Here is a 14,388-nt window from a genome sequence, read left to right on the forward strand (position 1 = left end):
TGATGCGCAAGGTCCTGATTGCCAACCGTGGTGAGATCGCCGTCCGGATTGCCCGAGCCTGCGATGACGCACAGCTCGAATCCGTTGCCGTGTACGCGGATATCGACGCCGATGCCATGCACGTGGGTGCTGCCAGTGAAGCCTTCAGCCTGGACGGCAACTCCCCGGCGGATACGTACCTGAACATTCCGAAGCTGCTCGAGGTGGCTGCCAGGTCAGGTGCCGACGCCGTCCACCCCGGCTACGGCTTCCTGTCCGAGAACGCCGATTTCGCCCAGGCAGTGCTGGATGCCGGTCTGGCCTGGATCGGCCCGGCGCCGGACGCCATCCGGCAGCTCGGCAACAAGATCACCGCCCGTGAAATCGCCGTCCGGGCAGGCGCCCCGCTCGTGGCAGGCAGCGACGGTCCCGTGGATTCGGCAGCGGAGGCCCGCGCTTTCGCGGAACAGCACGGCCTGCCCATCGCCATCAAGGCGGCCTTCGGCGGCGGCGGGCGCGGGCTGAAGGTGGTCCGGAACATGGACGAGATCGAGGAATCCTTTGACTCCGCGGTCCGTGAAGCCGTGGCAGCCTTCGGCCGCGGCGAATGCTTCGTGGAGCGCTACCTGGACCGCCCGCGGCACGTCGAAGCGCAGGTCCTGGCGGATACCCACGGAAACGTGGTGGTGGTCGGAACCCGCGACTGCTCTTTGCAGCGCCGGCACCAGAAGCTCGTGGAGGAAGCACCCGCACCGTTCCTCAGCGACGATCAGCGGCAGCAGATTTACAGCGCCGCGAAGGCAGTCTGCCGGGAAGCCGGCTATTCCGGCGCCGGCACCGTGGAATTCCTGGTTGCGGCGGACGGTACCGTGGCCTTCCTGGAAGTGAACACCCGGCTGCAGGTGGAGCACCCCATCACCGAGGAAACGACAGGGATCGACCTGGTCCAGGAGCAGTTCCGGATCGCTGACGGCGAGGCCTTGCGCATCACCGCGGATCCCGAGCCCCGCGGCCACTCCTTCGAGTTCCGGCTCAACGCCGAGGACGTGGGGCGCGGTTTCCTGCCCTCGCCCGGAACCATCGCCGAATTCCACGGCCCCACCGGACCGGGCATCCGCCTGGACACCGGCGTCCGCTCCGGGTCCTTCGTCGCACCGCAGTTCGACTCGCTCCTTGCCAAGCTGATCGTCACGGGAGCGGACCGGCAGCAGGCCCTACGCCGGGCGCGCCGCGCGCTCGCCGAAATCGAGATCACCGGCGTTGCCACGGTGCTGCCGTTCCACCGCGCCGTGCTCGAATCGCCGGATTTCACCTCTGAGACCGGGCTGGGCATCCACACCCGCTGGATTGAAACGGACTTCGCGGACCGCATCCCGGCCGATCCGGGCTACAGCACAACCGCCCCCGACGGCGAACGCCGCACCATCACCGTCGAACTGGACGGCCGCCGCCTGGCAGTCGGGCTGCCCGCTGACCTGCTGGACGGCTGGGCACGCTCGGGCGGAGCCCTCCCCGCCGGCGTCTCGCTGGAGGGAACGTCCGACGGCGGTGCTGCCGCCGGTTTCGCCGCCGACCCCGGCGAGCTGCGCGCTGACATGGCCGGAACCGTCGTGAAGTGGCTCGTGGAGCCGGGCGCCGAAGTGTCGGCGGGGGACGCCGTCGTCGTTCTTGAAGCCATGAAGATGGAAACGCAGGTGACGGCGCACCGCGACGGAACGGTGACCGGCATCCGCACCGAGGCCGGCGGCGTGGTCAGTGCCGGGGCGGTGCTCGCGCTGATCGGCTAGGTGAACAACCCGCGGATGCTGGACGCGCCTCCGCGGGGCGGCGATGATAAAAACATGCGCGGTTGCCGGTCCGCCGGTGCCGGTTGCGGCGGGGCTCCGCGCACTGGAGGCGCATTGGCATGACACGAAAAACCCGGACTGTGAAGCACCCTCCGGACGGCGGGCAGCTCGAGCCGGACGGGCAGTTCCTGGCTGACTACTATGCCCATGTCGCCGCCGAGGACCTTCAAAACTACGCGCCGGAAACCCTCCGCAGCAGGGCGATGCACCACCTGACCGTGGCGGCGTCGCGCGCGCCGGGGGAGGCCGCCGTCGGCATCTTCAACGAACCTGATGCGCGCGTCATTGTGGTGGTCGCCGACGACTTGCCGTACCTGGTTCAATCCCTTACGGCAGAGCTCACCCGCGACGACGCCTCCATCCGCCTGCTGGTGCATCCCCTGCTTGAGGTGCTTCGCGATCCCCTTTCCAACGTGCTGTTGGAGGTCCGGCCAGGGCCCGCGAGGGAAGGGCTGGCAGCCGAACAAGGCCACGGAGCGGAAGGGCGCGCGGACGCTCCGGCCGAATTTTCCGGCGGCTCGGCGCGGACTGCCGAGGCCTGGGTTGCGGTGGAAATCGGCAGGGTGCCGGATGAGCCGTCCGGAGAAGCGCTCGCGGAGAGACTGAGGGCGGTCCTGGCCGACGTCCGCGCCTGCGCCGAGGACGCACCGGAAATGGACCGTAGGTTTGCCGACGCCGTCGCCGCCGCCGCGAATTATCCGCCGGCGATGGTTCCGGCGCCCGGGCAGCTGCGGGAGCTGCTGGGCTGGCTGGGGGAAGGCAACTTCGTCCTGCTCGGCTACTGCCGGTATGAAATCACGACGGCGGGCGGCCGGGAAGGGCTCGCCCGGCGCCCCGGTTCCGCCCTTGGCCTGCTGCGGCGCCCGCTGGCGGCCGGCACCCCCCGTGGGGACGGGGAGGAGCGGATGCCGTGGCCGAACTCGTGCACCCTCGCCACCTCGGACCTCCGGTCCACCGTGTTACGGGCCTCCTACCTGGACGAACTGCGCCTGCAATTGCTGGACGGGAACGGTGCTTTCGCCGGAGAACACCGGTTCGTGGGGCTGTTCACGCCGGGTGCGGCCCACCAGTCCGTGCGGCGGATTCCAGTGATCCGTGAAAAAGCCCGGATGGTCCGCGAACGGCTCGGACTCCAGCCGAGGTCGCACCGTGCCAAGGACCTTGTGGCCGTGCTCGAATCCTTCCCGCGCGACGAGCTCTTCCACGTCGACGTCGACGACCTCACCAGGCTGGCGTCCGAGATCCTGCGGGCCGAAGAACTGCGCCGGCCCCGCCTGTTCCTCCGCCAGGACAGCTTCGGCAGGTTCATGTCCGCCCTCGTCTTCTTTCCCCGCCGGCGGTACAGCACGGCGGTGAGGCTGCTGATGGAGCAGGAACTCAAGGCCGCCTTCCACACGGATGCCATCGATTTCGAAGTGCGGCTGACCGATTCCCCCATGGCCCGGATCTTCTTTCGGATCCTGCTGAACCGTACTGCCGCGTCCGCTCCGGACTCCCGGTGGCCCGGCGTCGACCCCGCACAGCTGGAGCGGCGCCTGATCTCAGCCACGCGCTCGTGGGAGGAAGGGCTGGAGGAGGCAATCCGGGACCGCTTCCCGGCGGCAGAAGCTGTCCGGCTCACCGCGCTCTGGTCCGGCGCCTTTCCGCCAAGCTACCGGGCGGACCATGAGGCGGAAACCGCCCTCCAGGACATCGTCAATTTCGAAAGCTTTGACCTGAACGGTGCAGGCGGGCGGCCCCCCGGAGACCCGCTTCTCATCGTGAACGTTCCGGGCGGATCCCCTTCACCGGGCAAGGACACCCGGCTCCGGCTGTACTTGACCCAGGCGCGCAGCCTCACCCAGATCCTGCCGCTGCTGCACGATTTCGGGCTCGACGTCCTGGACCAGAGGCCGTTTGAAATCCGGCGCGGGAACGGCCCGGGCCTGTTCCTCTACGATTTGGGCGTGAACTTTCCGCCCGGCGTGGACCCGGCCGCCACAGGAGGACTGCTCGCAGACGCCTTCGGCGCCGCCATGCGCGGGGACGTCGAGTCGGACCGGATCAACACCCTGGTCATCCGCGAGGGCATCGACTGGCGGCAGGCGTCCATTCTGCGCAGCTACGCGAAATATGTCCAGCAGCTGGGAACCGCCAACTCCTACGGATTCATTGCGGACACCCTCACCGCCAATGTGCGGGCTACGCACGCGCTGCTTGCCCTGTTCCACGCCCGGTTCGACCCCGGGCTGGATGTCCGGCGCAGGTTCCGGGACACCGCCGCCGCCCGCGCTGAGCTGCTGTCAGCTATTGACGAGGTCCCGCTCCTCGACGGCGACCGGATGCTGCGTACGTTCATGAACCTGGTGGAAGCCACGCTGCGCACCAACTACTTCCAGAACAAGCCGCACCTCAGTTTCAAACTGAATCCGGCGGCCATCTCCGTGGCCCCGCTGCCCCGGCCGAAGTACGAGATCTGGGTCTATTCGCCCCGGGTGGAAGGTGTCCACCTACGGTTCGGGGAGATTGCCCGCGGCGGCCTGCGCTGGTCCGAGCGGAGCGAGGATTTCCGGACGGAAGTTCTGGGACTGGTCAAGGCGCAGAACGTGAAAAACTCCGTCATCGTGCCCACCGGCGCCAAAGGCGGGTTCTACCCGAAACAGCTTCCGGACCCCGCAGTCAACCGTGACAGGTGGCTCGCCGACGGACTGGAGTGCTACCGCACCTTCATCAAGGGCCTGCTGGACCTCACGGACAACCTGGTCACCTCCGCCCGGGAACAGACAGTGGTGGCCCCGCCCCGGGTGGTGCGGCACGACGGTGACGACTTTTACCTCGTGGTAGCCGCCGACAAGGGCACTGCCTCTTTTTCCGATGCAGCCAACGCTGTGGCCCTGGAGTACGGCTTCTGGCTCGGGGACGCCTTCGCCTCCGGCGGTTCTGTGGGGTACGACCACAAGGAGATGGGCATCACCGCGCGCGGTGCCTGGGAATCCGTGACGCACCATTTCCGCGAACTCGGCATCGACCCGCAGCGCGAGGAGTTCACCGTGGCGGGCATCGGGGACATGAGCGGCGACGTCTTTGGGAATGCGATGCTGCTCTCGCCGCACCTCAGGCTTGTGGCGGCCTTCGACCACCGGCACATCTTCCTCGACCCGGCGCCCGATCCCGCAGCCTCCTTCGAAGAACGACGCCGGCTCTTCAGCCTGCCGCGCTCCTCCTGGGAAGACTACGATGAATCCCTCATCAGCGAGGGCGGCGGCGTCCACTCCCGGCGCGCGAAGGCCGTCAGCATCACCGAGCAGGTCCGGACCTGCCTGGGCCTCGATCCCGGTATTACGGCGCTCCCGCCCCATGCCCTGCTTCAGGCCATCCTCCGGGCGCCCGTGGACCTGCTCTACAACGGCGGCATCGGCACCTACATCAAGGCGTCCTCGGAAAGCCACGCAGACGTGGGCGACAAAGCGAACGATCCAATCAGGATCAACGGCAGGGAAGTGCGCGCCAGGGTGGTCGCCGAAGGCGGAAATCTCGGCATCACCCAACGCGGCCGCATCGAAGCTTCACTCGCCGGTGTCCTGCTCAACACCGATGCGATCGACAACTCGGCCGGTGTGGACTGCTCCGATCATGAGGTCAACATCAAAATCTTCGTGGACCGGATGATCGCCACCGGGCGGATGCCTGCCGCGGAACGCACCGCTTTCCTGCACTCCCTCGTGGACGACGTGGCCCGTCAGGTTCTGGCCAACAACGCCGACCAGAACGTCCTCCTGTTCAATGACCGGCATCTTGTCCTCGAATGGAGTCCGGGCTTCCAGCGGACCATCGACTGGCTGGAAAGCGCCACGGACCTGGACCGCGGACTGGAGGCTTTGCCGAGCACCGAACAGCTTGAGGAACGGGTGCGGCAGGGACAAGGACTGACCACTCCCGAATTGGCCGTGCTCGCCGCCTACGCGAAGACAGAACTGGCCAGGGAACTCACCGCCAGCGACCTCGCAGACGACCCCTGGTTCAAACGCGTCCTTCGCGGCTACTTCCCGCCCCGGCTTGCCGGACGTTTCGACGCGGATCTGGACGCACATCCCTTGCGCAAACAGATCGTGTGCACCGTGGTGGCCAACGACATGGTCAACCTGGGCGGGATCACCTACGCCTTCCGTGCCATCGAAGAAACCACAGCCACCCCGGCGGCGGTGGCAAGGGCCTTCGTGGTGGCCCGCGAGGCCTACGACCTGCCGTGGATTGCGAGCAAGCTGGCTGCCCTGCCGCCGGAGTTTCCCAGTGAACACTCCGCCGGAGTAGCCATCCATATGCGCCGCGTACTGGACCGGGCAACCCGCTGGTACGTCACTCATGACCACCGCGACCAGCCTGTCACCGAGGCGCTGGCGAGGATCATGCCCACCATGGACCTGCTGCGGACACGAACAGCCGACTTCCTGCGCGGCTCCGACCTTGACCGCGTCCAGGAACGCCTCGCCCATTGGGACGCCGTCCGGCTTCCGCATGACCTGGGCACACGGGCGGCGGACATGCTCGAAAGCTTCGGGCTGCTGGACATCTCCCTCGTGTCCGAGCAGACGGCCGAGCCCATCGAGGTGACCGCCGACCTCTACTACGCGGTATTCCAGCGCATCGGTGCCGCCAGCCTGCTGCTGCGCATCACCGATCTCCCCCGGCAGAGCCGATGGGAGACCCTGGCCCGCGCGGCACTGCGGGACGACGTCTACTCTGCCGTGGCGGACATGACTGTCTCCGTGATGCAGATGACCCCCGTGAGCGACCCCGGCCAGTCCGATGCGGTGGAGCGCATCGTGGCGTGGGAGCGCGGCCACCAGGAGCAGCTGGCCAGGATCAAGGACACCCTGGCCGAGGTAACCAAACCCGGGCAGGTGGACATCGCCTCGATCTCCGTGGCCCTTAAATTGCTCCGGACGCTGGTACGGCAATAGAAACTGCGCGGTATCGGCCGGGGAGCAGGTCCGGCGTGCCCCGCGAAGAGGGTCGCTAGCGGCCCACAGCTTCCTTCGCCGGCACGTCCACGGACTTCAGGGTCAGCCGGGTCGACTGCAGGACCGTTCCCAGCAGTGAGCGCGCCGAGAGGAGGAGGCTGCTCACTTCGGGGCAGGACAGTTCGTAAAACAGCCGGCCATCCTGGCGCGAGGGGATCACCAGGCGCTGGCGGCGAAGCACACCGAGGTGCTGGGAGAGGTTCGAGGGCTCCAGGCCTGTATCGTCCCGCAAGCGGCTGACGGCCACGGGGCCGTCGGCAAGCATCTCCAGGACCTGAATCCGGACAGGGTGTCCCATGGACTTAAAAAGTTCGGCCTTCACATCACTCAGGACCAGGCCTACGGGCAAGTCGTCCTTCATCGGGATTCCCTTCCTCCGTCCGCAGCCGGCGATAACCATAACGCTTGTTCAACGAATACAGCCTATGCCAGACAGAAAAGTCTGTCTCGCCCGCACGGCCAATTGGCGTGATGTGCATGTATATCGTAGCCCCGGCCGGTTTGGGATGATCGCTGGATTTAGTCCGTGGGCACCCCTTGCGCGGATGCCCTTGAGTAGTTCAGAATTTCATGAATTCATCAATTCGAGCCGGCTGTTCACAAGCGGCCGGCAACCCATGGATGGATTCAGGCTGCTTCCGCTGACAACGGCGTCACCGGGAGTGGCATGACCCGAGGTTCCAGGAGGGCTCAATGGCAGGAACGTTCGAACTATTCGCCGACTCAGATGCTTCCTTCAGATTTCAACTGACAGCCCCGGACGGCACCGTCATGGCGGTCTCGAAGCCGTTCCCCGACAAGCGGGCCGCCGTGGCCGGGATCGCCGCGGTGCGCGAGTATGCAGGGATGGGTTTTGTCACTGAAGTTCCGGCGCCGAAGCCGGGGCGGGTGTCCGCCGTCGCCGATTTCCCTGCGTGGTGAGCCCTGTGACCGCGCGGAAAGCCCCTCAGGCGCACAGCAGTCTCCTTGCCGCCGGGGACTGCATCGCCGGGACGTTCCGTTATGACGCGGTGACCGGCAAACTCGACTGGTCCGAGGAGCTTTTCCATATTCACGGATATCGCCGCGGAGAGATCGTGCCCACCTTGGACCTGTTGCTCTCGCACAAGCATCCCGACGACCGAAGCCGTGGCCTGGAGATATTGACCCGAATCCGGAACGCCGGGGGAAGTTTCTTCAGCTACGACAGGCTCATTGACGCGCGCCTGCGCGAGCACAGGATCCTGACGACGGGCGAGGGCGTGCTTGACCAGGCGGGCCGGCTGAGCCACATTGACGCCTTCGTGATAGACCTCACCAAGATGCTGCGGCGCGAGGCGGAGCAGTTCGCCCGCGCCGCCGTTACAGCGGCCAACGCGAGCCGCAGCACCATAGAGCAGGCCAAAGGCATCCTGATGGGGGCCCTGCGTATCGGATCGGAGGAGGCGTTCAAGCTGCTCGTCGCCCACAGCCAGCACAGCAACATCAAACTGGCCAGGACCGCAGCCGACCTCGTAGCCCTTGCCAACAACGCCAAGGACCCCGCGCTGCTGGACGGTTTCGTTCAGGCCCTCCACCGCGGACCTGCCGGACGCCGGCCCGGAACACTCGGCGTCCACGGCCCTCCGGGGAGGCGTCAACAGCGCGCCATGTAAAATTCCTTATACGATGACTGCCGACGACGCCAACCGTTCCACCCTGCTGCCCGCCCAAGCAATGGCGGGCCGCGATGACCCCGTGGACCGCATTCTTGCCACCGCTTATGAGCTGTTTTCACGCCGCGGGATCCGCGATGTGGGGACCAATGAACTCATCAGCCGCTCCGGGGTGGCCAAGGCGACGTTCTACCGGCACTTCCCTTCCAAGGACGCCCTGGTCCTGGCCTTCCTGGCGCTTCGTGACCAGGTGTGGACCGTCGACCTCATCGTCTCGGAAGCCCGCCGCCGGGGCGCCACACCCGAGGAGCGGCTGCTCGCCATCTTCGATGTGTTCGGTGATTGGTTCCACCGGGACGACTTCGAAGCGTGTACGTTCATCAATGTCCTGCTGGAAATGGGGCCCGACCATCCGCTGGGGAAGGCGAGCATCGGCTACCTCACCAGGATCCGCGGCCACATCCAGGCCCTGGCGGAGGAAGCCGGGCTGAGCCGCACCGAGGAATTCTCAAGGTCCTGGCACATCCTGATGAAGGGCTCGATCATCTCGGCCACGGAGGGGGACTTCCTGGCGTCAAAGCGTGCCCAGCAGATGGCCGGCTGGCTGATCGAGCACCACCGGAACTGAGCGTTTAGGCTTCCCGCGCTTAGGCGTCGCGTGCTGAGGTGTCCCGGGCGGTTGCGCCGCGAACCGGGGCGCCGCCGGTGGCATCGCTCAGCGGGCGCCGGGCCAGCCAGGCTGCCACGATCGCGCCCGAGATGTTGTGCCAGAGCGAGAACACCGCGGACGGCAGCGCGGCCAGCGGGCTGAAGTGCGCGGTGGCCAGCGTGGCGGCCAGCCCGGAGTTCTGCATCCCCACTTCAAATGCCAGCGCGCGGCGGGCTTTGTCATCCAGCCTGCCGAGTTTTCCGGCGAGGTATCCGAGGCCCAGGCCAAAGCCGTTGTGCAGCACCACGGCGAGGAACACGATGCCGCCGGCGGCCACAATCTTGCTGGCGCTGCCTGCCACCACGATCGCAACAATCAGGGAAATCACGACGGCGGACGCCCAGGGGAGTGCCGGGAGAACCTTCGCGACGAGCTTCTTGAGGAACAGCCGTGCCAGCAGGCCCGCAATTACCGGCAGGAGGACAGTCTTGACGATGTCCAGGACCATCGCTCCGGCGTCGATCTGCAGGAAAGACCCGGCCAGGAACAGGACCAGCAGGGGAGTGACGATGGGAGCTATCAGCGTCGAGACGGATGCTACGGCCACCGAAAGGGCAACGTCCCCCTTGGCGAGGAAGGCCATTACGTTCGACGCTGTTCCGGACGGCGCACAGCCCACCAGGATGAGGCCCACGGCCAGTTCGGGTGGGAGGTTGAGTGCCACGGCAATCAGCCAGCCGGCACCCGGCATGATCACGTAGTGGGCCACGATGCCCAGCACTACGGCCCAGGGACGCTTGACCACGGAGGCGAAGTCCGGCGGGGTGAGCGTCAGGCCCATGCAGAACATGATGACGCCCAGCAGGTACGGGACCCCGGGGGCCATCGGCTTGAAGGCGCCCGGCAGCAGGAAACCGGCAATGCCGGCGGCCACCACCAACAGCGGGAAGACCGTGACGGCAATTCGCGCAATTTTGGCCTCTGCGGCCAGGGCCGGATTAAGCGGGGCGGCGTCAGCTTCGGCGCCGGCCTTCAAGGTGTCGTGGGATTTGGTTGCTTCAAGCATCCAATAATGCTCACACTCCGGCGCCTGGTCGGGCCAGTTCATGAACAGATGTCTGACATTTGTGTCGGGCCCGACCAGGCGCCGGATGTCGGCCGCTACTGCGGCCCGGGCACCGCGCTATTGGGCCGGCGGGCCGCTGTAATCGGCGATGTGTGCCGTGGCTGCGTGCTCGCGAATCTCGGTGACGCCGGAAGCGGCCGCCGCGCTGTCCCGGTAGAGCCCCGAGACGGCAAGGATGTTGCCTGCCCCGTTGACGAGCCGGATACGGACGCCGCCTTGTTCCGCGGCGACGAGTTCAAATTTTCCTGCCATGCTGGACCTCCCCCAAGGTGGTGCGCCTGCCAGGTGGTCGCAGGCTGCTCCCACCACCCTAGATGACAAATCTTGTCACATGAACTACACAACGTTCTGTTTCGAGCCGGGGAGTGAGGCGGGCGCGCTAGTGTCCTGCGTTGAGCTTCCCGGCGAGCCGTTCACGCATCCGGGTGCTGGCGGAGTTCAGGCCGATCAGCTCCACTTCCCGGCCGTGCCTGCGGTACTTCTCGGTGACGGCGTCCAGCACGGCGATCGTGGACGCGTCCCACAAGTGCGAAGCGTGAAGATCGATGATGACGCGGTCCACCGCGGGTGCGGCATCGCGGGCGTATTCAAACTGGGTGTAGAGGTCGTTGGAGGACGCGAAGAAGAGCTCTCCGTCCACCGTGTACGTTGCCACGGTCTCGCCATTGAGCTCGATCTCGGTCCGTTCAACCGTGGCGAAATGGGCAACGCGCCGGGCGAACATGGCCATGGCGGCCAGGACTCCGACGCCCACTCCAATGGCGAGGTTGTGGGTGGCCACCACGGTGCCCACGGTGATCAGCATAACCGCTGTTTCGGATTTGGGCATCCGCTTCAGTGTCTTCGGGGCGATGGAGTGCCAGTCGAAGGTGATGGCGGAAACGAAGATCATCACGGCCACGAGTGCGGCCATGGGGATCAGGCCCACAATGTCGCCGAGCGTCACCACCAGGACCAGCAGGAAGACGCCGGCCAGGAACGTAGAGACCCTGCTGCGGGCACCGGAACCCTTGACGTTGATCATGGTCTGGCCGATCACGGCACATCCGCCCATGCCGCCCAGGAAGCCGGTGACGATGTTCGCCACGCCCTGGCCCCAGGACTCCCGGGTCTTGTTTGACCGGGTGTCCGTGATGTCGTCAACAAGCTTGGCCGTCATCAGGGATTCCAGCAGTCCCACCAGTGCCATGGAGAGCGCGAACGGGGCGAGGATCTGGAAGGTTTCCAGCGTCAGCGGCACGTTGGGAATGAAGATCGTGGGCAGGCTTTCGGGAAGCTGGCCTTTGTCCTCGACGGCGGGAACGTCAATCTTGGCGAGGACGGCAAACAGGGTGAGAGCCACGATCGCCACGAGCGGCGAGGGTACCGCTGACGTGAGCCGCGGGAGCGCAACGACGATCACCAGGCCGACAGCCACCAGGGGATAGACGAGCCATGGCACGTCGATCAGCTCGGGCAGCTGCGCCATGAACACGAGGATGGCCAGGGCGTTGACGAACCCCACCATCACTGAGCGCGGAATGAAGCGCATGAGTTTGGTGACGCCCAGGAGTGCCAGGAGGATTTGAAAGACCCCGGCCAGGATCACGGCGGCGATCAGGTAGTCCAGGCCGTGGCTCCGCATCAGCGGGGCGATCACCAGGGCCACCGCACCGGTGGCCGCGGAAATCATGGCGGGCCGGCCGCCCACGAAGGAAATCGTCACGGCCATGGTGAAGGACGCGAACAGCCCGATCCGGGGATCCACGCCTGCAATGACGGAGAATGCAATCGCCTCGGGGATGAGGGCCAGCGCCACCACCAGTCCGGCGAGGGCTTCCGTCTTGAGGCGGCGCGGGGAACGGAGCGTAGCCCGGACGGACTGGAGTTGTTCGGGCTTCATGTGTTCCTAGAGCTTGGTCTGGCGGTAGCGCTCGATCTGTTTCAGCCGCCGCAGGAGGCTGTCGCGCCGGGGGTGCGGAACGACGTCGGGCGCCTCCGCGGTGAGGTCAATGTGTTTGGTGCCGTACTGCCACAGCAGCAGGTCGTCCAGCAGCCGGTCGGGCCCGGGGGAGTACCTGTGGTCCAGGGCCTTGCGGACTTCGGTGATCCGGTTGGCGCTGAGCAGCTCTGCCAGCTGCACGGTCTGGTTGAGGCCGTGGGCCGCCATGAGTTCAGCTGCCCAGCCCCAATCATCATCCACTTTACGGTCTACGTGCGGAAGGAGGGTCCGCCAGACGTCGCGGATCCGGTTCGGGGTGAGCTGCGCGGCGCCTTCGCCGTCCGTGTCCCAGTATCCGCGGACTTCCTCGTAGCGTTCGTGAAGGTCCGCGAAGGCGCCCTCCACCGTTTCCAGCATTGCCGCCGTGGCCGTGAACTGGCGATCAAAGTGCGGAGTCCAAGCGCGGGGATCCTCGGCCTTGAAGCGGATGTCATGCTCGATCTCGCTCCACGCGTGGGCAAAGACCGTGCGGATCTGGCATTCGAAAAAGTAGCTGCCGTTGGGCTGGAGGTCCGGGTTGAAGACCTTCTGGTAGTCCTTGACGGCTTCGTTCTGGATGGTCCGCAGGATCAGGTGTCGGCTGGAGTAGCCGTAGGTCCCGGACTCGATGGAGCCGATGTCCTTCTCACGGTCGCCGCGGCAGTCAAAGAGCTGGCGTTGGCGTTTGATCAGGTTTGCCACCATGGCGTTCTCCGCCGGAAGCTTGGTGATGACCCGTACGCCCACCATGTCGTTGAGGGTCCGGAACGGGTCCGGGAACTTCAGTACGGGCGGCCCGCCTGGCTCCAGCGGCTTCTCCGTCCGGGAAATCTTTTCCTTGAAGGACTCCACCGTTTTGGTGCGGCCGGTGACGAACAGGGGCGTCACCTCGGTGTCCTTGAGCATGCTCCGGAGCGTGAGCAGGACTTCCCGGGTGACCAGCTTCAGGGCAGGGCGGACCCGTTCGTAGAGTTCCACGTTTTCCTGCACGGATTCGCGCAGGCCTGCGTCCAGGCGGTCCCAGTTGGTAGCCATGGTTCCAGCTTACGGGCGGGCGCCGACAGCCGGGGCTGACACTCCACCGGCTGGTCAGTCCGTGGCGCCGGTGCACGTGGCCGGCGCCGCCGTCGAACCCGCTGGCGCAAAGCTGTCCGACACCCAAGGTAGGCTCGGCACATGGCTGATGTGCGGCGCCGGACCTTCCTTTCGCAGGGGCTGGGCGCTGCCGCAGCGGTGACACTGGGGGCACTGTCCGCTTCCTGTTCGTCGGGCCCGAAGGAGGACGCAGTGAAGCGGCACAAGTACCAATACGGCGACGACCCCAGCCAATGGGGTGAACTCTTCCTCCCGGACGCCCCTGGAACCCGGGGCGTGGTGGTGGTCATCCACGGCGGGTACTGGCGCTCGCAGTACGGCGCGGAACTGGGCGAGCCGCTGGCCAGGGACCTCGCCATGCACGGAATGCCTGCCTGGAACCTGGAGTACCGGCGCGCCGGCAACGGCGGCGGCTGGCCGCACACTTTCGAGGACGTGCTGGCGGGCATCGACAAACTCCGGGACGTTGCTGCCATGCACGGGCTGGGCCTCGACAGAGTGGTGGCACTCGGCCACTCGGCCGGCGGGCACCTGGCCGTCTGGGCGGCAGGCCGTTCCCGCCTGGGGCAGCTCGGCGCACCGGACGCCGACCGCCAGTTGCAGCGCAAGAACGACGACGATGCGGTGCACCTTACCGGGGTGGTCAGCCAGGCCGGGCTCCTGAACCTGGCCGACGCCGAGAAGCTCAACCTCAGCAACGGCGCAGTCAGCAACCTGCTGGGAGGCTCGTCAGCTAAGTACCCGAAACGGCATAAGTTCGTTGATCCCATGAGCGCAGTCCCCCTGGGGGTCCCCGTCTACGCCGTCCACGGAAGCGACGACGACGACGTTCCGGTCAGCCAGTCCGTGTCCTACGCCTGCGCGGCCAAGGCTGCCGGCGCGCCCGTCCAGCTGCTCAACGTGCCCGGCGACCACTTCTCCCTGATTGACCCCAAGGCCCCGGCCTACCGGAAGTGCCGGGACCTGGTGCAGGAACTCCTCGGCTGACGCGGGGCCCGGCAGCGGCTTCATTTCCGCCCGGCGCGTTTAACCCGCGGTGGCGTCCGTCGCCTAGACTGGACCAAGGTGCGCCGGGAAGTCTGGTCGGCATGATTTTGT

The 14,388-nt window shown here is 66.4% G+C and carries 11 protein-coding genes; 6 read left to right on the forward strand and 5 right to left on the reverse strand.

What is annotated here, in order from left to right; genetic code table 11:
• The first annotated feature begins 2 nt into the window (after positions 1 to 2).
• Together ACFVWT_RS10210 and ACFVWT_RS10215 are read left to right on the forward strand one after the other, a co-directional pair.
• Complete coding sequence (locus ACFVWT_RS10210) at positions 3 to 1,766, forward strand: acetyl/propionyl/methylcrotonyl-CoA carboxylase subunit alpha (RefSeq protein ID WP_390247844.1); 1,764 nt, start codon at positions 3 to 5, stop codon at positions 1,764 to 1,766.
• Positions 1,767 to 1,885: 119 nt separating this feature from the next.
• Positions 1,886 to 6,766, forward strand: a complete 4,881-nt coding sequence (locus tag ACFVWT_RS10215) for an NAD-glutamate dehydrogenase (protein WP_390247656.1) — start codon at positions 1,886 to 1,888, stop codon at positions 6,764 to 6,766.
• A 55-nt stretch (positions 6,767 to 6,821) separates the two neighbouring features.
• Here ACFVWT_RS10215 and ACFVWT_RS10220 read toward each other — a convergent pair whose 3' ends face one another.
• Positions 6,822 to 7,187, reverse strand: coding sequence for an ArsR/SmtB family transcription factor (locus ACFVWT_RS10220; protein ID WP_390247658.1), 366 nt, complete (start codon positions 7,185 to 7,187; stop codon positions 6,822 to 6,824).
• Between the two features lie 332 nt (positions 7,188 to 7,519).
• On the opposite strand from ACFVWT_RS10220, the gene ACFVWT_RS10225 reads away from it, so the two are divergent.
• The 3 genes from ACFVWT_RS10225 (at position 7,520) to ACFVWT_RS10235 (ending at position 9,088) form a co-directional block, all read left to right on the forward strand.
• On the forward strand, positions 7,520 to 7,747 hold the full coding sequence (locus ACFVWT_RS10225; protein ID WP_390247660.1) for a YegP family protein: 228 nt from the start codon (positions 7,520 to 7,522) through the stop codon (positions 7,745 to 7,747).
• Between the two features lie 5 nt (positions 7,748 to 7,752).
• A complete protein-coding gene (locus ACFVWT_RS10230) occupies positions 7,753 to 8,460 on the forward strand; it encodes a PAS and ANTAR domain-containing protein (protein ID WP_390247662.1) in 708 nt (235 codons plus the stop codon).
• Positions 8,461 to 8,521: 61 nt separating this feature from the next.
• Entirely contained in the window at positions 8,522 to 9,088 is a 567-nt protein-coding gene (locus ACFVWT_RS10235; protein ID WP_390247845.1) for a TetR/AcrR family transcriptional regulator, read from the forward strand.
• Between the two features lie 19 nt (positions 9,089 to 9,107).
• On the opposite strand, the gene ACFVWT_RS10240 is transcribed toward ACFVWT_RS10235, so the two are convergent.
• The 4 genes from ACFVWT_RS10240 to ACFVWT_RS10255 form a co-directional block, all read right to left on the reverse strand.
• Positions 9,108 to 10,175 (reverse strand): bile acid:sodium symporter family protein, encoded by a 1,068-nt coding sequence (locus ACFVWT_RS10240; protein ID WP_390247664.1) that lies wholly within the window; start codon positions 10,173 to 10,175, stop codon positions 9,108 to 9,110.
• Between the two features lie 117 nt (positions 10,176 to 10,292).
• On the reverse strand, positions 10,293 to 10,487 hold the full coding sequence (locus tag ACFVWT_RS10245) for a YegP family protein (protein WP_390247666.1): 195 nt from the start codon (positions 10,485 to 10,487) through the stop codon (positions 10,293 to 10,295).
• Positions 10,488 to 10,614: 127 nt separating this feature from the next.
• Positions 10,615 to 12,117, reverse strand: a complete 1,503-nt coding sequence (locus tag ACFVWT_RS10250) for a SulP family inorganic anion transporter (RefSeq protein ID WP_390247668.1) — start codon at positions 12,115 to 12,117, stop codon at positions 10,615 to 10,617.
• 6 nt (positions 12,118 to 12,123) lie between these two features.
• The gene (locus ACFVWT_RS10255) at positions 12,124 to 13,230 is read right to left on the reverse strand and encodes a GTP pyrophosphokinase family protein (RefSeq protein ID WP_390247670.1); all 1,107 of its coding nucleotides are present in this window, start codon (positions 13,228 to 13,230) and stop codon (positions 12,124 to 12,126) included.
• A 252-nt stretch (positions 13,231 to 13,482) separates the two neighbouring features.
• Here ACFVWT_RS10255 and ACFVWT_RS10260 point away from each other — a divergent pair, with 252 nt between their 5' ends.
• Positions 13,483 to 14,277, forward strand: a complete 795-nt coding sequence (locus tag ACFVWT_RS10260; protein WP_390247846.1) for an alpha/beta hydrolase — start codon at positions 13,483 to 13,485, stop codon at positions 14,275 to 14,277.
• Positions 14,278 to 14,388: the final 111 nt, after the last annotated feature.

This window comes from Arthrobacter sp. NPDC058288 (genome assembly GCF_042880995.1).
Lineage (GTDB): Bacteria > Actinomycetota > Actinomycetes > Actinomycetales > Micrococcaceae > Arthrobacter.

Bases quoted from the DNA above. Each gene is read 5' to 3' on its own strand.
- ACFVWT_RS10210 (WP_390247844.1), top strand. From the start codon at position 3: ATGCGCAAGGTCCTGATTGCCAACCGTGGTGAGATCGCCGTCCGGATT.
- ACFVWT_RS10215 (WP_390247656.1), top strand. From the start codon at position 1,886: ATGACACGAAAAACCCGGACTGTGAAGCACCCTCCGGACGGCGGGCAG.
- ACFVWT_RS10220 (WP_390247658.1), bottom strand. From the start codon at position 7,187: ATGAAGGACGACTTGCCCGTAGGCCTGGTCCTGAGTGATGTGAAGGCC.
- ACFVWT_RS10225 (WP_390247660.1), top strand. From the start codon at position 7,520: ATGGCAGGAACGTTCGAACTATTCGCCGACTCAGATGCTTCCTTCAGA.
- ACFVWT_RS10235 (WP_390247845.1), top strand. From the start codon at position 8,522: ATGGCGGGCCGCGATGACCCCGTGGACCGCATTCTTGCCACCGCTTAT.
- ACFVWT_RS10240 (WP_390247664.1), bottom strand. From the start codon at position 10,175: ATGCTTGAAGCAACCAAATCCCACGACACCTTGAAGGCCGGCGCCGAA.
- ACFVWT_RS10245 (WP_390247666.1), bottom strand. From the start codon at position 10,487: ATGGCAGGAAAATTTGAACTCGTCGCCGCGGAACAAGGCGGCGTCCGT.
- ACFVWT_RS10250 (WP_390247668.1), bottom strand. From the start codon at position 12,117: ATGAAGCCCGAACAACTCCAGTCCGTCCGGGCTACGCTCCGTTCCCCG.
- ACFVWT_RS10255 (WP_390247670.1), bottom strand. From the start codon at position 13,230: ATGGCTACCAACTGGGACCGCCTGGACGCAGGCCTGCGCGAATCCGTG.